Annotated in this window: 19 protein-coding genes; 8 read left to right on the top strand and 11 right to left on the bottom strand. The window is 58.6% G+C overall.

The genetic code is table 11. The features are described 5' to 3' along the window. Window positions 1–3 precede the first annotated feature (3 nt). The 3 genes from QUE75_RS17950 to QUE75_RS17940 form a co-directional block, all read right to left on the bottom strand. Window positions 4–351, bottom strand: a complete 348-nt coding sequence (locus tag QUE75_RS17950; RefSeq protein WP_061330836.1) for a DUF503 domain-containing protein — start codon at window positions 349–351, stop codon at window positions 4–6. A 206-nt stretch (window positions 352–557) separates the two neighbouring features. Beyond that, entirely contained in the window at window positions 558–2,249 is a 1,692-nt protein-coding gene (locus QUE75_RS17945; RefSeq protein ID WP_286252204.1) for an isovaleryl-CoA dehydrogenase, read from the bottom strand. Window positions 2,250–2,251: 2 nt separating this feature from the next. Then, the gene (locus tag QUE75_RS17940) at window positions 2,252–2,881 is read right to left on the bottom strand and encodes a TetR/AcrR family transcriptional regulator (protein WP_061330834.1); all 630 of its coding nucleotides are present in this window, start codon (window positions 2,879–2,881) and stop codon (window positions 2,252–2,254) included. Window positions 2,882–3,153: 272 nt separating this feature from the next. Here QUE75_RS17940 and QUE75_RS17935 point away from each other — a divergent pair, with 272 nt between their 5' ends. The 4 genes from QUE75_RS17935 (at window position 3,154) to QUE75_RS17920 (ending at window position 8,102) form a co-directional block, all read left to right on the top strand. Next, entirely contained in the window at window positions 3,154–3,375 is a 222-nt protein-coding gene (locus QUE75_RS17935) for a hypothetical protein (protein WP_061330833.1), read from the top strand. A gap of 168 nt (window positions 3,376–3,543) precedes the next feature. Then, window positions 3,544–4,575: a porphobilinogen synthase gene (gene hemB / locus QUE75_RS17930; protein ID WP_171039992.1), complete on the top strand. Its 1,032-nt coding sequence runs from the start codon at window positions 3,544–3,546 to the stop codon at window positions 4,573–4,575. Between the two features lie 43 nt (window positions 4,576–4,618). Continuing rightward, window positions 4,619–6,760 (top strand): polyphosphate kinase 1, encoded by a 2,142-nt coding sequence (ppk1, locus tag QUE75_RS17925; RefSeq protein ID WP_061330832.1) that lies wholly within the window; start codon window positions 4,619–4,621, stop codon window positions 6,758–6,760. A gap of 49 nt (window positions 6,761–6,809) precedes the next feature. After that, entirely contained in the window at window positions 6,810–8,102 is a 1,293-nt protein-coding gene (locus QUE75_RS17920) for a DUF945 family protein (RefSeq protein WP_061330831.1), read from the top strand. A gap of 5 nt (window positions 8,103–8,107) precedes the next feature. On the opposite strand, the gene coaD is transcribed toward QUE75_RS17920, so the two are convergent. From coaD to QUE75_RS17900, 4 genes are all read right to left on the bottom strand, one after another. After that, window positions 8,108–8,590, bottom strand: coding sequence for a pantetheine-phosphate adenylyltransferase (coaD, locus tag QUE75_RS17915; RefSeq protein WP_061330830.1), 483 nt, complete (start codon window positions 8,588–8,590; stop codon window positions 8,108–8,110). 241 nt (window positions 8,591–8,831) lie between these two features. Further along, entirely contained in the window at window positions 8,832–10,427 is a 1,596-nt protein-coding gene (locus QUE75_RS17910; protein ID WP_286252196.1) for a GMC family oxidoreductase, read from the bottom strand. A gap of 26 nt (window positions 10,428–10,453) precedes the next feature. Next, window positions 10,454–11,089: a hypothetical protein gene (locus QUE75_RS17905; protein ID WP_061330828.1), complete on the bottom strand. Its 636-nt coding sequence runs from the start codon at window positions 11,087–11,089 to the stop codon at window positions 10,454–10,456. Window positions 11,090–11,367: 278 nt separating this feature from the next. Then, a complete protein-coding gene (locus tag QUE75_RS17900; protein ID WP_286252194.1) occupies window positions 11,368–12,813 on the bottom strand; it encodes a coniferyl aldehyde dehydrogenase in 1,446 nt (481 codons plus the stop codon). Window positions 12,814–12,990: 177 nt separating this feature from the next. Here QUE75_RS17900 and QUE75_RS17895 point away from each other — a divergent pair, with 177 nt between their 5' ends. Then, window positions 12,991–13,701 (top strand): TetR/AcrR family transcriptional regulator, encoded by a 711-nt coding sequence (locus QUE75_RS17895; RefSeq protein ID WP_072676133.1) that lies wholly within the window; start codon window positions 12,991–12,993, stop codon window positions 13,699–13,701. 142 nt (window positions 13,702–13,843) lie between these two features. Here the strand turns inward: QUE75_RS17895 and yihA are convergent, their stop codons facing one another. Beyond that, window positions 13,844–14,482, bottom strand: a complete 639-nt coding sequence (gene yihA, locus QUE75_RS17890; protein ID WP_061330825.1) for a ribosome biogenesis GTP-binding protein YihA/YsxC — start codon at window positions 14,480–14,482, stop codon at window positions 13,844–13,846. Between the two features lie 182 nt (window positions 14,483–14,664). On the opposite strand from yihA, the gene QUE75_RS17885 reads away from it, so the two are divergent. The 3 genes from QUE75_RS17885 to QUE75_RS17875 all read left to right on the top strand — a co-directional run bounded on the left by QUE75_RS17885 (window position 14,665) and on the right by QUE75_RS17875 (window position 16,976). Continuing rightward, window positions 14,665–15,273 carry a c-type cytochrome gene (locus tag QUE75_RS17885; RefSeq protein WP_286252189.1) on the top strand — a complete coding sequence of 203 codons (609 nt, stop codon included), beginning with the start codon at window positions 14,665–14,667 and terminating at the stop codon, window positions 15,271–15,273. Between the two features lie 156 nt (window positions 15,274–15,429). Next, window positions 15,430–16,065 carry a thiol:disulfide interchange protein DsbA/DsbL gene (locus tag QUE75_RS17880; RefSeq protein ID WP_106693972.1) on the top strand — a complete coding sequence of 212 codons (636 nt, stop codon included), beginning with the start codon at window positions 15,430–15,432 and terminating at the stop codon, window positions 16,063–16,065. A 50-nt stretch (window positions 16,066–16,115) separates the two neighbouring features. Further along, complete coding sequence (locus QUE75_RS17875; RefSeq protein ID WP_061330822.1) at window positions 16,116–16,976, top strand: endonuclease/exonuclease/phosphatase family protein; 861 nt, start codon at window positions 16,116–16,118, stop codon at window positions 16,974–16,976. A 92-nt stretch (window positions 16,977–17,068) separates the two neighbouring features. Here the strand turns inward: QUE75_RS17875 and rpmG are convergent, their stop codons facing one another. The 3 genes from rpmG to radC all read right to left on the bottom strand — a co-directional run bounded on the left by rpmG (window position 17,069) and on the right by radC (window position 18,365). Continuing rightward, window positions 17,069–17,224, bottom strand: coding sequence for a 50S ribosomal protein L33 (gene rpmG, locus QUE75_RS17870; protein WP_008173465.1), 156 nt, complete (start codon window positions 17,222–17,224; stop codon window positions 17,069–17,071). Window positions 17,225–17,235: 11 nt separating this feature from the next. Beyond that, window positions 17,236–17,472 (bottom strand): 50S ribosomal protein L28, encoded by a 237-nt coding sequence (gene rpmB / locus QUE75_RS17865; RefSeq protein WP_058091504.1) that lies wholly within the window; start codon window positions 17,470–17,472, stop codon window positions 17,236–17,238. A 218-nt stretch (window positions 17,473–17,690) separates the two neighbouring features. Then, complete coding sequence (radC, locus tag QUE75_RS17860; RefSeq protein ID WP_106693971.1) at window positions 17,691–18,365, bottom strand: RadC family protein; 675 nt, start codon at window positions 18,363–18,365, stop codon at window positions 17,691–17,693. Window positions 18,366–18,419: the final 54 nt, after the last annotated feature.

Raw genomic sequence — 18,419 nt, 5'->3', positions numbered from 1 at the left:
GGGTCAGAGGATTTCCCGGTGGACGTCGAGGATGGCGGCGTCGATGCGGTCCTGGATGTCTTTTTCAATCTGGTCGAGGCGCTGGGTGATTTGCTGGGCGCTGGCGCCGAGGGCGGCGATGGTCCAGGTGGCGCAGTCGAGGGCGTCGTGGTCGGCGGTTTCGGCGACGGCGAGGTCGGGCTCTTTGCCCCAGATGGCTTTCATGGCGGTGAAGGCTTTGCGTTTGGCTTTGAGGTCTTCGCAGGCGTAGAGCTGGAAGTGTAGGGTGAGGACGCCTACGTGGGGGGTGATGTCCTGGTGCTGTTGTGGGTTTTTGCCTTCTTTGAGCAGTTTTCTCAGGGCTTCTGACATGTTTGGTCTGGCTCGTTTGGTGCAGGAACCGGTGAGGGTGGGCTGTTCAAAACACGCTGTGGATACGTCCTTGTACGCTCTGCTCCGCCATCCATGGCTCCGCAAGGTTTTGAACAGCCCACCCTCACCGCTTCCCGGACTTTCTACGGGGAGTCTTTGCTCGTCCGCCTCTGTGGGGTGAAATGGCGAGCTGACGAATTCTTCCCCTAGCCTACTACAGGCGTCGCCCGTTTGATAATCGCCGCCGGGTTGGTGCCGGAGGGCAGGTTGCCGTAGTTCATGCCGCCGCCGGATTGCAGGCGGGAGGCGCAGAAGGCGTCGGCGACGTGTTTGTCACCGAAGCGCAGCAGCAGGGAGCCTTGCATGGTCAGGGCCATGCGGTCGACGAGGTTGCGGGCCCGGTACTGGAAGTCGCTGATGTCGGCGAAGTCGTGCTGGAGCTGGGCCAGGAACTGGTCGAAGCGGCGGTCGGTGCCACGGGCTTCGGCGGCTTCTTTGAAGAAGGCGTCCAGGGTTTCGGGTTCTTTCTGCAGGGCGCGGAGGGTGTCGAGGCATTGGACGTTGCCGCTGCCTTCCCAGATGGCGTTAACCGGGGATTCCCGGAACAGTCTTGGCATGATGCAGTCTTCCATCACGCCGCTGCCGCCGATGCATTCCATGGCTTCGTAGGCGTGATTGGGGGTGCGTTTGCAGATCCAGTATTTACCCACGGGGGTGGCCAGGCGGGCCAGCAGGCGTTCGTGTTCGTTGTTCTGGTTGTCCATCGCCCGGGCTATGCGCATGGTGTAGGCGAGGGCGGCTTCGTTTTCGATGATCAGGTCGGCCAGGACGTTCTGCATCAGCGGCTGGTCGCTGAGGGTTGCGCCGAAGGCGCTGCGGTTGTGGCAGTGGTGGCTGGCCTGGGCGACGGCCTGGCGCATGCCGGCGGCGCTGCCGATCATGCAGTCGAAGCGGGTCATGGCGACCATTTCGATGATGGTTCTTACGCCGCGGCCTTCTTCACCGACCATCCACGCCAGGGCACCGCGGATTTCCACTTCGCTGGAGGCGTTGGCGACGTTGCCCATTTTGTTTTTCAGCTGCTGTACCTGCCAGGGGTTCTTTGTGCCGTCCGGGCGCCATCTGGGCATCAGGAAGCAGGACAGGCCACTGGTGGTCTGGGCCAGGACCAGGAAGGCGTCGCACATGGGGGCAGAGACAAACCATTTGTGGCCGACCAGTTCGTAGGGCTGGCCCGGGCCTTCCTGGCCTGTCGGGTAGGCCACGGTGGTGTTGGCACGTACGTCACTGCCGCCCTGTTTCTCGGTCATGGCCATGCCGATGGTCACGGAGGTTTTGTCGGTGTCTGGTACGTTGCGGCTGTCGTATTCGTTGGCCAGGATTTTCGGGGCCCAGAGTTTGGCCAGGTCTGGCTGGTTCTGGATCGACGGGATGGCCGCGAAAGTCATGGTGATCGGGCAGCAGTGCGCCGCTTCTACCTGGGAGTGCAGGTAGTATTTGGCGGCGCGGGCGACGTGGGCGCCCTTGCCGGGGTTGGTCCAGGGTGAGCTGTGCAGGCCGTTCTCCAGGGCCACTCGCATGAGTTCGTGGTAGGCCGGGTGGAACGTAACTTCGTCTACCCGGTGGCCGTAGCGATCGTGGGTGCGGAAGGAGGGTTTGTTGGCGTTGGCCTGGTTGCCCAGGTCAATGGTATCCGCCTGGCCGGCCCAGGCGCCAAACTGACTCAGGTCGTCGTTGGCGAAGCCGGCGCCCTCTCGCAGTACCGCCTCCCGCAGCGCGGTGTCCTGTTCGTAGAGGTTGTAGTTCTCCAGCGGTCGTGGCTGGTTGATCACCTCGTGGGTGGCCGACAGGTAGCGGTTGTCGGCGGTGGACTCGGTCTTGCGCTGCGGGCTGTTCATGGTTAGCTCCTGGTGCCGGTCAACCCCCGTATGCAGAAGCAGACGATGGTGTTGACCAGCTCATCTTCGTTGTTGTCTTGCCCCGGCGGTATGTCTGTCTGGGTTGGTGACAGGGGCCCCACCAGGGATTCTGATATCGCGCCCACCAGGCAGGTACTGGCGAGCCGTGCGTTCTGGTTCGGTATGCAGCCTTCGGCTATGCCATCCCGGATCGCTTGTTCAAACAGGCTGGCGTAAGCCTTTCGGTAAACCAGTCGCTCTTCTTCTACCTTCGGATCCACCGGTTCGGCGATCAGGGCCCAGGCTTTCATGGGGCCTTTGAGGGCCCTCTGGGCAAATTTCCTCAAGGCGTTGTCGAGGCGTTCAACGGCGTTCCCGGATACGTTGAGCGCTTCGGCCACCTTGTCGACTTCCCGCTGGGTGGCCAACCGGAAGATTTCGGCAAAAAGGTCCTCGCGGGACTCGAAATGCCGATAGATGGTGCCAGTGGCGACGCCGGCCAGGCCGGCAATCCGGGTGATGCGGGCGCTTCGGAAGCCACCTTCAGCGACACATTCCCAGGTGCGCTCGATGATGTTCTGGCGTGCCCGGGCTTTCCGTTCGCGCATCTTTTCGGTTTCACGATAGGCCATGCCGGCTCCTTACAAGTAGTGAATCATGGTTCATTCTTTGTGTCAATTTGCAGTTGTTTGTTTTGTCATACAAGACATCTTTAAAATCATGGGCTTGAGATTGGATACAAAAAGTTACAAAAAAGTGGTTGTCAGGAAATAGCGTCGTCACCAAAACCGGATTATAAAGACGCCAAGACGGGGCCGCAGGCGGCCGGCGGTCGAGACGGGGTGCTGTCAGGCGTAGAGCCAACAGTACTTGTAGTTCTGTTTTCGTTGATGGAGAAAATACCATGAGTGAATTCGACGAAAGCAATCTGGAGCAGTCCGGTAACTGGACCAGCGACAGTGACGATAACCATTCCATTGCCGGCAGGGCACGGGTCAGGGCCCAGTTGCAGGCTGATATCGAAGCATTCCTGCAAAGTGGCGGTCGGATACAGGAGGTGGACACCACCTTCCGTGCGGACTCCCCACGCAAGGTGGAAGTAGGGTTTAACAACCGATCCATCTGATTCCCTTCGTTGGCGGGCGGCGACTGTCATCCTGAGGCAGGGCCGTCCGTTTTTTGTCACTGGATTGTCATCGGTCAACGGCACACTGGGCTCAAACCTGCAATGCGTGGCCTCTGGGGTGTATGATGTCATCACTTTCCAAGGCCATCCATATTCAGGAGGTTATCCGTGTCCAAACAGCGCCCGCCGATCTCAAGCCGAGCCTATCCGTCGACCCGTTTGCGTCGTAACCGCGCCAGTGATTTTTCCCGCCGACTGGTTCGGGAAAGTCAGCTGTCGCCTGATAACCTGATCTACCCGGTGTTTGTGCTTGAAGGCGAGAACCAGCGTGAGGCGGTGCCGTCCATGCCGGGGGTGGAGCGCCTGAGCGTCGATCTTCTGGTGGAGCAGGCTGCGGAACTGGTGGAGCTGGGCATTCCGGCGGTGGCGCTGTTTCCGGTCGTCCCTGCTGAGAGGAAGAATCTGTCTGGCTCGGGTGCCTGGGATTCGGACGGTCTGGCTCAGCGGGCGGTTCGTGCCCTGAAGAAAGCTCAGCCGGAACTGGGCGTGATCACCGACGTTGCCCTGGACCCGTTCACCACCCATGGCCAGGATGGCATTATTGATCATAACGGTTATGTGTTGAACGATGTCACCGTTGAAGCTCTGGTGAACCAGGCGTTGTCCCATGCCGATGCGGGGGCTGATGTGGTTGCCCCTTCAGATATGATGGACGGTCGCGTGGCGGCTATCCGCGATGCCCTGGAAGGTGCCGGTTATGTGAATACCCGGATTCTGGCCTACTCTGCCAAGTATGCCTCCAGCTATTACGGCCCGTTCCGGGATGCGGTCGGTTCTGCCGCCAACCTGGGCAAGGCCGACAAGGCGACGTATCAGATGGATCCGGCCAACAGTGACGAAGCCATTCATGAAGTGGCGATGGATCTGGCCGAGGGTGCCGATATGGTGATGATTAAACCGGGCATGCCTTATCTGGATATTGTGCACCGGGTGAAAACCGAACTGCAGGTGCCCACGTTTGTCTATCAGGTGAGTGGCGAGTACGCCATGCATATGGCCGCTGCGCAGAACGGATGGCTGGATGGCGATGCGGTGATGATGGAGAGCCTGATGGCCATGCGCCGTGCCGGTGCTGACGGCATCCTGACCTATTTTGCAGTGCGCGCGGCGAGACTGATGAGGGATCGTTCGCGGGCATAGAGGGGCTTGAAGGCGCCCGAAATAACCATGGATATAAAGAGTAATGACAACCGAGAATGCGCAAACCGCAGAGATCAGTGACCAGAGTGTGCCTGCGCCGGTAGATGTACCGCCGGTGGGTGAAGACATCAATCTGGACGCCAGTGAAAACTATTTCAACCGCGAGCTGAGTCAGCTTCAGTTCAACTACCGGGTGTTGAAGCAGGCGCTGGATACCACTCATCCGCTGATCAACCGGTTGATCTTCTGCTGCATTTTTAGCAGCAACATGGACGAGTTCTTTGAAATCCGGGTGGCGGGCCTGCGCCAGCAAATGAAGTACGGTCGGGAGACCGTGGGCGTGGACGGCATGCAGCCAGACCAGGTGCTGGCGGAGATCAGCCGGGTGGCCCACGACTACATCCACGAGCAGTACGACATCATCAATAACGTGCTGATCCCCGAGCTGGAGAAAGAGAACATTCACTTTGTCCGGCGCCGTGAGTGGACGCCGGCCCAGGCAGAGTGGGTGCGGAACTACTTCGAGGAAGAGATATTACCGGTGGTCAGCCCCATCGGGCTGGATCCGTCGCACCCGTTCCCACGCTTGGTGAACAAGAGCCTCAACTTCATCGTTGAACTCGATGGCAAAGACGCCTTCGGTCGGGAAACCGGCATGGCCATTGTGCCCGCCCCCCGCTCCTTGCCTCGCCTGGTTCGGCTGCCGGATGACGTCTGTGACGGCGGCGACAACCTGGTGTTTCTGTCATCAATGATCCATGCCCATGCGGACGAGTTGTTCCCGGGCATGGAAGTGAAAGGCTGCTACCAGTTCCGGTTGACCCGTAACGCTGACCTTGAGCTGGAAGACGACCTGGAAGACCTGGCCTCGGCCCTGCGCGGCGAATTGTTGAGTCGCCGGTTTGGTGACGGAGTGCGTTTGGAGGTGGCCGACAACTGCCCGGAGGAGTTGGTGCAGTTTCTGTTGCGGGAGTTCGGTCTGACCGAGCGGGATCTGTATCAGGTGCATGGGCCGGTCAACCTGACCCGTCTGATGGCCGTTGGCAGCCTGGTGGATCGCCCCGACCTGACCTATTCCAGTTTTTCACCCTCGATTCCGCGCCAGATTCGCAGCAAGGAATCCATGTTTGATGCCATCCGCAAGCGGCCCTTGCTGTTATTGCATCCCTATGAAAACTTCAGCCCGGTGGTCGACCTGCTGCGTCAGGCGGCGAAAGATCCCCATGTGCTGGCGATCCGCCAGACCCTGTACCGCACCGGAGCCGACTCCGAAATTGTCGAGGCGTTGGCGGATGCCGCCCGACGGGGTAAGGAAGTGACCGCCGTTATTGAGCTGCGGGCCCGGTTCAGCGAGGCAGAAAACCTGGAGCTGGCAAGCCGTCTGCAGGAGGCGGGGGTTATTGTGGTATACGGCGTGGTGGGCTACAAAACCCACGCCAAGATGATCCTGATTGTGCGCCGGGAAGAAGGCCGGCTGCGCCGTTATGTGCACCTGGGTACCGGTAACTACCATGCCGGTAACGCCCGGCTGTACACCGATTACAGCTTCATGACCTGCGACGAATCCATCGGTGACGATGTCAACAAGCTGTTCCAGCAGCTGACCGGCATGGGCAAGGCATTGAAGATCAAGAAGTTGTTTCACGCCCCCTTCACCCTGCACAATCGCCTGATCAGTCTGATAGAGCGGGAAGCCGGGCTTGGGGAGAACGGGCGGATTATCTTCAAGTTCAACGCCCTGACCGAGCCGCAGGTGATCAAAGCCCTGTACCGGGCGTCCCAGGCCGGTGCCAGTATTGATCTGATCATTCGTGGTATCTGCTGCTTGCGTCCCCAGGTGCCGGGCCTGTCAGAAAATATCCGGGTGCGGTCCATCATCGGGCGCTTTCTGGAGCATACCCGGGTATATTACTTCGGCAACAACGGCAAACCCGACGTTTACTGTTCCAGCGCCGATGGTATGGAGCGGAACCTGCTGAGCCGGGTTGAGACCGCCTTCCCGATCGAAGAGCCGGCGCTGATCGAGCGGGTGACCGAGGATCTGGATACCTATCTTTCAGATAACTGCCAGTCCTGGGTATTGCAGTCTGATGGCAGTTATCTACAGAATCAGCCAGAAGAAGGTGAGGAGCGCCTGGCTTCGCAGCTGGTGTTGCTGGACCGGTTAACCTCTAAACCGAATTAATACGCTGGCCCCGGCCAGCAGGAAATAAAAACACAACAGGATTGGAACCTTGAATCTTAAACGTTGGACCATCGCCGGCACGGCGATACTGGTAGTGGCTGGCGTAGCCCCCTGGGGCGTAGGCTATCTGACTGAGCAACATTGGCTGAATGCGACCGAGGAAGTCAACAATGCCCAGCCATTCCTGCGCATGGAAACCGATCGGTACCGGCGCGGTGTGATGAGCTCCGAAGTGTCTGGCACAGCCACCTTTCTGGACCCGGCCACGGGCGAGAGTAACCGCATAGATTTTGAGGTTCAGGTTTCTCACGGCATTACTGGCAGCCACTTGAATTTCAGACCTACGGAAGGCTGGCAGCCGGAGGGGGCAGGCTGGTTCCCCAACGACGAACCAAAACTGACACTGGAAACCCGGGTTTGGGGTTCCGCCACGCTGGAATTGCAGGCCCCTGCTATCGAGATCAGCGAGCCACACGGTGGTGGTGTTTTGCGCAGCAGCGGTGGTCTGGCACGGATTGATATTGGCCGTTTGGGTGAAAAAGCCGACATGCTGGTGGTCTGGCCGGCGGTGGTGCTGTCCGGGCCGGAGATGAATGTCACCATTGAAAACGTGCACATGGAGCAGAGCCTTGCCTGGTTATCCGGTGATATCTGGACCGGCGCCGGTGCGGTCACTATTGATGCCTTGACCATGCAGGGTCCTCAGGTGCCACCCGTGGCGTTTAACGGTATCGCCCTGAGCAGTCATAGCGAGGCAGACCGAAAAGGCGAGCGACTGGATTCCTCGATTGCCCTGGAGCTGGACTCCGTTGTCTTTGATGACGGTACCTTCGGCCCGCACCGGATAGAGTTCGCTGTAGATGGTCTTGATGTTGCCAGCTGGAATGAGTTCAGTTCGGTGATGACCGACATGCAGCTGATGGCGGCGCAGGCCGGTCAATCCCCGCAGGCGGCGTTCGAGCAGCAGATGGCCCTGATGCAGCGGTTTAACGACTCGGTTCGCGGGCTAGCGGCCGCCGGATTTTCCGCCGGCATCCGGGAGTTGAGCCTGGATACGCCAGAGGGAGCCGTACAGGGAAGCCTGGATCTGTCCCATCCCGAGTTGTCTGAGAGTGAACGGGCCAACATGCTGATGGTGATGCAGGGCTTAACCGGGGCGCTGGACTTCCGCATGCCGTTGGCCCTGGCTGAGAACTATCCGGCCGTGCGCATGCAGGTGGCACCCTTGATCAAACAGGGGTTGCTGGTGGATGCCGGCGACCAACTGGTCATGACTGGCCGCCTGCAGGATCTGGTTCTGGATATCAATGGCATCGAGATTCCGATGCCGCCACTGCTTTAATCCCTTCAGGACTTGCTGAACTTCTCTTTCAGGGCATTTGCCACTGCGGGGTCGACGAATTCGGAGATGTCGCCACCGAGCGAGGCGATTTCCCGGATCAGGGTCGATGAGATGTACGACAGGTGGTTGGCGGGTGTCAGGAACACGCTCTCCACTTCCGGTGCCAGGCGGCGGTTCATGTCGGCGAGCTGGAATTCGTACTCGAAGTCGGAGACTGCGCGCAGGCCGCGGAGTATGACGGTGGCGTTCTGTTCCCGTACGAAGTCGGCGAGCAGGTTGCTGAAGCCGGTGACGCTGACGTTCGGGAGGTGGGTGGTGGCTTGCCGGACCAGTTCGCAGCGTTCTTCGAGGTTGAGCAGGGGCTGTTTCTTCGGGTTGTAGGCAACAGCGACGACGATTTCGTCGAACATGCGGCCGGCGCGTTCTATGAGGTCGGTGTGGCCGTTGGTGATGGGGTCGAAGGTGCCTGGATAGATGACTTTGGGCATGCACAGCTCCTTTTGTTGATGGGCCGTAGGATAGCAGGAACCTTTGGTGGGCTGTAGTCCAGAGCCTTGTTCAACGCTGTCTTAGTTGTGTGCCATGCATATGCAGTGCCTCCCCTCCCGGGAAACGCTACAAGCACATCCATGTGCGCTTGACTCAGGCCATCCCTGGCCTTCGACATTCCCGGGAGGGGAGGCACTGCATATGCGAGCTGACAATCCGTATGCCGCTCCGGCAATCCAATTATGCCCCGCTCAACTTCTGCGCCAACCGGTTACTGTTCCTTGCCGCCAATGCATACACCGACAACTGCGGATTCGCACCGATGCTGGTGGGGAAGATGGACGCGTCGTGGATGCTCAGGTTGGCTACCTGGTGGTGTTCGCCGAATCCGTTGACCACGGAGTTTTTCGAGTCGGCACCCATGCCGCAGCCGCCCATCTGGTGGGCGGTGAACAGGCGGGCGCGGTGGGGTTTCATGGGGAGTTGGTTGATGGCGTCTTTGGCCTGGGTCCAGCTGGTGTACCAGCCGGAGTCCAGGTGCACGGCCTGGACGGCTTCGGCGCCGGCGGCGAACTGGATTTCGGCCATGTCCAGGTAGGCCTGGCGAATGCCTTGCCAGAGGTAGTCTGTGATGGGGTAGTCCAGTACCGGGCTGCCGTCGTCCCGCAGGCTGACGGTGCCGCCGGGGCTGTCTTCGTGGAAGCCGTCGCGCAGCAGGGCGATGACGGATTGCATCCAGGGCAGTTGGCCGAGGTTGTCTCTCTGTTCCTGGCCGTGGCCGGGGACGACGCCGGCGGCCATGGCCGGGTGTAGCGGCGGCACTTCCAGTTTGTAGCCTACCGGGCCGTCGACGCCGTGTTTGAAGTTGAATTCGTCGGAGTAGATCGACTGCGGCGCGCCGTAGAAGGGATCAACTTTGGCGGGCATGCGGGCGACGGTGGCGTTGACCGGGTGAATGAATGAGCGTTTGCCGACGCGCTTGTAGGGGTCCGGCAGTTCTGAACGCAGCAGCAACCCGGGGGAGCCGATGGCGCTGGCGGCGACTACGAAGTGGCGGGCTTTGAGGGTGACGGTGACGCCGGAGGGCGTGACACCGTTCGGGCCCATGGCGCTGGCCTGCAGGTGGTCGATGCGGTCCTGGTTCATCACCAGCCGGTCGGCGCGCAGTCCGTGGAACAGTTGGGCGTTGTTGTCCAGGGCGCCAGGGATGGTGGTCATCAGCGCGCCCTGTTTGGCGTTGGTGGGGCAACCGACGCCGCAGTAGCCCAGGTTCCAGCAGCCTTTGACGTTCCGGGGGATCACCTGCCAGGAGTAGCCGAGCTTTTCACAGCCTTGCTTGAGGATGTCGTTGTTCAGGTTTGGTGGTGTTACCCATGGCGCCATGGTGTGGCGTTCTTCCCGGCCCTGGAACCACGGGGCCATGGTGTCCGGGGCCAGGTCGCTCAAGCCCAGGTTCTGGCTCCAGTAATTGAGGGTTTCGTCTGGCGTGCGGAAACTGCTGGTCCAGTTCACTGTCGTCGAACCGCCCACGCAGCGGCCCTGCAGAATGGCGATGGCGCCGTCGGCGGTGACCCGGCTCATGCCTTCCTGATACAGGCTGGCATAGGACGTCAGCTCATCCATCTTGAAGTCTTTCTGGTAATACAGCCGGCCTTCTTCCACCAGAATCACCGACAGCCCCTGCCGGGCCAGAATCTCCGCCGTGGTGCCGCCACCGGCACCGGTGCCGATGACCACCACATCCGCTTCCACGGTTTGATCGGTGGTCAGTTTGCTGGCATCAGTAACATTCCAGCCAGAAGCCAGGCCCCGGGCGATAGGATCGTTCATGGACATACTGCTCTCCGTAATCTGCGATGGGGTCAGGCGTTGTGGAACTGGGGCAGGGCATCAACCGCCCAGGTGGGTGGCCCGGGGTAGCCAGACAAGTGCCAGTGCGCGTCGTGGCCATAAAACGCCACGTTACTGATCTTGGTCAGCGCGATGTAGCCGTTGTTCAGCAGACCAATCCGGCTATCCCGCCACCGGTTGAGAAACGCCTCGGCACTCTCAGTACTGACTGACGGCCAGTCCGACCACACCCGCGCCAGGGTTATCCGGGTGGGCGCGAAATTCAGCAGATCAAACAGCTTGCGCAGCTCCTTCTGATTCGCCGGCCCGAACATCACAATGCCCTGATCAATCCGCTCAATGGTCCCGGCAATCGCATGCTGCCGCTGATTCGGCTCCTCCGGCAGTGCACCGGCAAACATCGCCGGTAACAGCGCCTCAAACAGGGCAATATCATCCCGGCTCAAGAACTCGAACTGGTAACTGGCGTCCATACGGGAATCAACGGCACTTACCCGCCCGGCGGGGGCCGTAGCACAGCCTGTGAGGCCGGCGGTCATACTGACGGTGCTCAGGAACATGGCGCCGCCGAGGCCGGTTTTCAGGAAACTGCGTCGGCTAAGCTCCGGTCGATCTTCAGGGCAGTATTTCGGGGAAGGCGTGGTCATCGTTGAGGCTTCTTTTAACGTTATTGTTATAGGGCGGCAGGCACTGTGCCGGTGGCTGGGGTGTGGTGCGTCTTTCCAAGACTGTGCAAAACAGGGATGTTTTGCTCAAGCCTACATGGGTCAGTTCGAGCGATTATGAAGCGAAGCTTCATGCGACAAACTGACGACGGCAATCTATGATTGCCGGCCGGACCCCGCAGGGGTATTTACGGCGTGTCCCGGAAAGGCATCCCATCTGCCGGCCCGCACCCAACCCGAAGGCTGGGGCGAGCGGGGCTTCAGCGAATAAACAGCTTATAAACCATCCGATGGGCCGCCGTTCCGTGCGGCGCATAGACAAACTTACCGCTGTTGAACTTCTGCTTGGTAAAGATCGCCCGATGATGGGAGAAGGTCAGGAACCCTTCCTTACCATGGTAATGACCCATACCGGAATCACCGATGCCCCCAAACGGCAGATCATCCTGCGCCACATGCATCAACGCATCGTTGATACACATACCGCCAGACAGCGTGTTATCCACCACAAACTGCTGATGCGACTTGTCATAGCCAAAGAAATACAGCGCCAGCGGACGCGGCCGATCATTGATGTAATGCACGGCTTCCTCCAGACCGCCGTAACTCACCACCGGCAGAATCGGACCGAAAATCTCATCCTGCATCACCTTCATATCCGGCGTGGTTTTCAATACCAGCGTCAGCGGAATCTTCCGGGTGCCGTCCTTCATGTTCTCATTGGCCGGATTGATCTCCACCAGCTCCGCACCCTTGGCCCGGGCGTCCTCCAGATAGCTCTGCAGGCGATCGTACTGGCGCTCATTGATGATCGCCGTGAAATCATCGTTATCCCGCAGGCTTGGATACATCTCCGCAAACTTCGCGCGGAACTCATCCACAAACCCCTGAACCCGATCCGCCGGGCACAGAACGTAATCCGGTGCCACACAGGTCTGGCCCGCATTAAATGCCTTACCGAAAGCAATCCGCTGGGCCGCGTCTTCCATCGGCACATCCGGAGACACAATCGCAGGCGACTTGCCGCCCAGTTCCAGGGTCACCGGCGTCAGGTTTTCTGCGGCCGCGCGCATCACCAGTTTGCCTACCGAGGTGGAACCGGTGAACAGCAGGTGATCAAAGGGGCGCTGGGAGAAGTCAGCGGCCACGTCCGCCTCGCCGGTAATCACCGACACCAGGTCCTCCGGGAACATGGATTCAATGATTTCCTTGAACAGTGCGGAGGTGTGCGGAGTGAATTCCGACATCTTGATCATGGTGCGATTGCCGGCAGCCAGAGACGCCACCAGTGGGCCGACAGCCAGATACAACGGATAGTTCCAGGGCACGATCACACCTACCACACCCTTGGGCTGGTAATGCACCTTGTTGCTGGCGGGCTGGAACAGCACCGAAACGTGCCGCTTGGACGGTTTCATCCACTCGTTCAGATGTTTGAGCGTGTAGTTGATACCCTGGATGGATGGCATTACCTCGGCAATCAGGGTTTCATCTTTGGAACGGCAGCTGAAGTCCCTGTCAATGGCCTCTACCAGGCGGTCCTGATGGCTTAGCAAGGCATGCTTGAGCCGTTTCAGATTCTCCTTGCGTTCGGTCAGAGACGGCATCGGGTTGTTCCGGAACGCCTTCTTCTGGTCCTCAAACACGCGATGGGTGTGCTGAATCTGCTTTTTGCTCTCGGTGAGCTGGACGACAGTGGCTCCCATGTTTCTCTCCCCATTGGCTGCCGGGCGATACCCTGAGCCTGTTGTTTTTGGTTGGCTAAAATCTGGACGATTTGCACTTGAGGCTATTATTAGAGTATATACTCTAGGCAGTCAAGAAATGACGGTTGGCTCATCGGGCCATCCGTGATGCAGATAACAACAATCACTGGCGGGACGATGAAAACCAGAGACAAGATTCTGCTATCCAGTCTGGAGTTGTTTAACGAGCGGGGTGAAAGGAACATCACCACCAATCACATTGCCGCGCACCTGGCGATTTCTCCGGGCAACCTGTATTACCACTTCCGGAACAAGTCCGACATCATCTACGAGATCTTCCAGGAGTATGAAAAACTGGTGGATTATTACCTCGATATTCCGGAGGATCGGCTGCTGACGCTCGACGACCTGACCTTTTACCTGGAATCGGTGTTTGACGGATTGTGGAGTTACCGCTTCTTTCACCGGGACCTGGAATATCTGCTGGACAGCGATACCAGGCTGCGCCAGGACTACCGGGAATTCACCAATCGATGCCTTGCTGCCATCAATCGTATCTTCGGCAAGCTGGCGGAGGCGGGTATCATCGAGCCGCAGCCGGAAGATCTACGTTCGGCCATGTCGCTCAACGTCTGGCTGGTGATCACCAACTGGATGGCTTTTCTGAAGACAGCCCACGCCAGTGACGAGCCTGCCAGTCTCACCCTGACCGAACTCAAGCAGGGTATTTATCAGGTGCTGACTCTGGAATTGCCTTATCTGACCCCGGATTATCGCGAGCAGGTGCTGGCGTTACGTGAAAAGTATCGGCCAACGCTGCCGGAAAATCCGGAGCAGAACGGCGAGTCCTCACGGGCTGAAACCGGGGTTTCTGTCGGGATTGGTTAAAAATTGAACTTTTTTCCGCGATCGCGTTCAAAGGTAGTGACGTGGGAAACCGGACATTTCCTGCGTCTCCTGAGTGAGTTCTCAGGTACGTCGCAAACCCTGACGTTTCACCGGCCTGTCTGATGGCAGGCCGGTTTTTTCATCAGGGGGTTTCCGATTCCGGCGCTTCCAGCCAGTCTGTCAATGCTTCCCGGCATTCATCCACGCCTCGTTTTGAGGTGGCGGAAAACATAATCAGGTGTGCAACGCACGCAAAGGGTTTCAGTTTCTGGGCAATGCCCAGCATGGCCGTTTTCGCTTGCCCGAATTTCAGCTTGTCGGCTTTGGTGGCAAGAATCATCAACGGCAGGTTGTTATGCTCGCACCATTCCACCATCATTTGGTCGAAGTCGGTGAGTGGGTGCCGGATATCCATCACCAGCACCAGGCCTCGCAGGCAGCGGCGATCATTCAGGTAATGCCCCAGATGCTGTTGCCAGTCGTCTTTCATGTCTCGGGAGACCTTGGCGTAGCCGTAACCGGGCAGGTCGACCAGGCGCATGTTTTCTTTATTGAGTGTAAAAAAGTTTATCAGCCGGGTGCGGCCGGGTGTTTTACTGGTCCGGGCCAGTTTGCCGTTGGCAGTAATGGCGTTCAGCGCGCTGGACTTGCCGGCATTGGAACGCCCGGCGAAGGCAACTTCGGCACCGATGTCTGGCGGGCACTCGTCCAGTTTGGACGCGCTGATCAGAAAACGGGCACTGTTGAACGAAACGCTTTTTTGAGTCAGATCAGGGTCCACGATGGTTGGTATTCCTTTGGATTTCAGTTATCGGCGATTAATGTATAATGCTACACCAATTTCCGGCGGGACGCTGCGCGTTGCCGCTGTCAGCCCCGGTGAAAAGCCAGACAGATTGGCGCCTGCCGGCTGCACAACGAAGAATACTTTCAAGATGCAAAGATGAGAGAAGCGGAGCGAGCATGAAAAGACTGATCGCAGGAGTTGTTCTCGGAGTTGGCCTGACGGCAATGGCTCACGGGGCAGGAGATCCGGCAGCGGGTGAACAGAACGCAGCGGTATGTGCCAGCTGTCACGGCCAGGGCGGCGCCAAGCCGATCATGGCGGTGTATCCGAAGTTGTCCGGATTGGGCGAGAAATATCTGTATCGACAGCTGGTCGATATTAAAACCGGAGATCGTTCGATTCCGGAAATGACCGGTTTGCTGGATAACATGTCTGACCAGGATCTGTGGGATCTGGCTGCCTACTATAACGATCAGGAGATGGTTGTTGGTCAGGCAGATCCAGATCTGGTTGAGCGTGGCCAGGCGCTGTTCCGTGGCGGTAATATGGCCTCCGGCGTTGCCGCATGTGCCGGTTGCCATAGTCCGAACGGTGCTGGCAACGAGCCAGCGGGCTACCCCCGCTTGGGCGGCCAGACCGCCGAGTACGTAGAGAAGCAGCTGAAAGCCTACCGTGACGGCGAACGTGCAGGCACCACCAACGCCAACATCATGGTGGACGTGGCTACTCGTCTGACCGATGCTGAGATCAAGGCCTTGGCAAACTACGTTTCCGGCCTTAACTGAGTCCGGCTTCTGTAGCGAGTTATAAAAACCCCGCCAAGGCGGGGTTTTTGCTGCTTACCTTTCCGTAACCATTCCCTTCTGGCCGGCAGTGGAACTTTCCCGGTTTGCTGGGTCATAATCGTGGTCACATCAGAACATCGAACTCGGAGATTCCCGATGATAAGAACACTAGGCACAGTTGTTGTTTTCGCGCTGTCTATGGCGGTTGGTGCTGTTGCGCAAGCTCAGTCATGGGTTGAGAACACCCATTACCGCACCCTGGATAATCCGGTTCGCACCGCATCCGACGAAGGCGTAGAAGTTGCTGAAGTGTTCTGGTATGGCTGCCCCCACTGCTATACCTTCAAGCCGTTGGTTGAGTCCTGGGCTGATCAGGCGCCGGACTACGTGAATTTCGTGAAGCTGCCGGCAGCACTGGGTCAAAGTTGGGAGCCTCACGCTTACGCCTTTTATGCTTTGGAGGCCATGGGCGAGCTGGACAAGGTGCATGACGCCCTGTTTACGGCGCTGGCTGGCGAACGTCGCCCCCTGAATTCCCCCGAAGCTTTGGCGGATTTCGTTAGCGGGCACGGTGTTGATGCCGAGGAGTTCCTCAACAACTACCGCAGCTTCGGTGTTCGTGCACGGGTTCAGCAGGCCCAGGCCAAGATCCGCGGCGCGCGCATCACCGGTACACCGACTATGCTGGTAAATGGCAAGTACGTGGTCAGCGCCTCCATGGCAGGTGGTCATGAGGCCGTGCTGTCTGTGGTTGACTACCTGGTCGAGCAGGAACGTGCTGCGGCAGAATGAGCCGCCGGTATTGAGGGGCGCGTTCAGGTTCAGCGTGGGAATCCCCTGTTATGTATAAGCGTCTGCGCAATCAGATTAATGGCATTCTCCGAGGACCGGAAGGTCCCCGGGGGGCCTGTTCTGGTAGCGAGCATGTGCCTGAGTTTGAACCCCATCGTCATATCCGGCTGCTCACCTTCAATATCCAGGTGGGCATCAATACCTCGTCTTACCATCACTACCTGACCCGCAGCTGGCAGCACTTTCTGCCTCATCGTCGCCGCATCGAGAATCTCGACCGTATTGCCACCCTGTTGCGGCAATACGACGTGGTGGCGTTGCAGGAATGCGACGGTGGCAGTTTGCGCAGTGGCTATATCAATCAGGTCCAGTATCTGGCAGAAGCCGCCGGTATTCCCTACTGGTATCAGCAATTAAACCGCAATCTTGGTCAGATCGCGCAGCACAGCAACGGTCTGTTGAGTCGGTATCGGCCTCTGGATGTCACTGAGCACAAACTGCCCGGCCTGATTCCCGGCCGTGGGGCTATCATTGCCCGGTATGGTTCGGAAGACGATCCGCTCATACTGGTACAAATGCACCTGTCCCTCAGCAAGGCGGCACAGCAGCGGCAGCTGGGGTACGTGCGGGATCTCATTGCCGACTACCGGCATGTAGTCCTGATGGGGGATATGAATGCTCATGCAGAGCAGCTGCTGACCCAAACGCCCCTGAAAGAGACGGATCTGATACCCCTGCCGGGCACGGCTCACAGCTTCCCCAGTTGGCGGCCCGAAAAGGCCCTGGACCACATTATGGTCAGTCCTTCCCTGGAAATCCGACGTGCCGAGGTGATTAGTTATCCGGTATCGGACCATTTGCCGATCGCCATGGATGTGGCATTGCCGAAGGGGTATCTGGAAACCTTTTAAGGTCTGCGAGACCCTTTCGGTGCAGGGGTGTTTTGCTCAGGTATAAAAAAACCCGGCTCGCTGGCCGGGTTTTTTTGTGGAGGCAGGATCAATTACTTGATCTTGGCTTCCTTGTACGCAACGTGCTTGCGGACAACCGGATCGTACTTTTTGATCTCGATTTTTTCCGGAGTGTTACGCTTGTTCTTTTTGGTCGTGTAGAAGTGACCAGTGCCTGCTGATGATACCAGCTTGATTTTCTCGCGCATGATGCGGCTCCTTAAACTTTCTCGCCGCGGGCACGAAGATCGGCCAGCACAGCGTCAATGCCTTTTTTGTCGATGATGCGCATGCCCTTGGTGGATACGCGCAGCTTCACGAAACGCTTCTCGGTCTCAACCCAGAAACGGTGGTTCTGCAGATTCGGCAGAAAACGACGACGAGTGTGGTTCATCGCGTGGGATACATTGTTACCGGTAACCGGACGCTTACCGGTAACCTGACAAACTCTGGACATACTTGCCTCCGACCTGAGCAATGGTCTATCAATACGAATTCGTTTTTTAATGCGTCTCTGGTTGCTCCGGAGCAATAACTGCCACCGGTTCGCGCCTCTAAACTGAACGCTGCTCGCCAGACGCCGCCAGAAAGGGACGCTTTTATACCAGAACTGGCCGACCAACGCAAAAAATTGTTGGGAATTTGGCCAGTTTTCCGGAAGCGACCCTGCTGCAGCTACATCAACCCTCGTTCAGCCAGGGATATTACCTCACCGTGGCCGATAACCATATGGTCAAGAACCCTGATATCCACCAGTCCGAGCGCTTCTTTCAGTCTGCGGGTCAGGGAAATGTCCGCCTGGCTGGGCTCGGCGACGCCAGAGGGGTGATTGTGGGCAAAAATGACAGCGGCGGCGTTGTCTTCGAGGGCCTGGCGAACCACTTCCCGGGGATACACGGCAGCACCGTCAATGGTGCCGCGAAACAGCTCCCGGTACTGAATTACCCGGTGGCGGTTATCCAGGAACAGGCCGGCGAACACTTCGTGGGGGTAAGTGCCCAGCCGGCTGGTGAGAAAGCGGCGGGTGTCGGCTGGTGAGCGCAGCGGATCTCCCTGGCGCAGTGGTTCGTCCATCACCCGGCGGGCCATCTCCATGGCGGCCTGAACCTGGGCGTATTTGGCCGTGCCCAGGCCTTTGACCTCACAGAACTGCCTGCGGGAGGCAGTCATCAAGCCCCGCAGGCCGGAAAATTCAGAGATCAGATGGCGGGCCAGGTCCATCACCGGCATGCCAGTGGTGCCGGTGCGCAGGAAAATGGCCAGGAGTTCGGCGTCAGACAGGGCTTCCGGGCCGTGGGCCAGAAGGCGCTCACGGGGCCGTTCATCAGTTGGCCAGGCAGGGTTGTTCATGCTGTGCGTCCTTGCGTGTCAGATTGTGATGCATCCTGCATCGGTTCTCAGAAT

The organism is Marinobacter shengliensis (assembly GCF_030297115.1).
Lineage (GTDB): Bacteria > Pseudomonadota > Gammaproteobacteria > Pseudomonadales > Oleiphilaceae > Marinobacter > Marinobacter shengliensis.
This window is presented reverse-complemented; position numbering and strand designations above follow the sequence as displayed.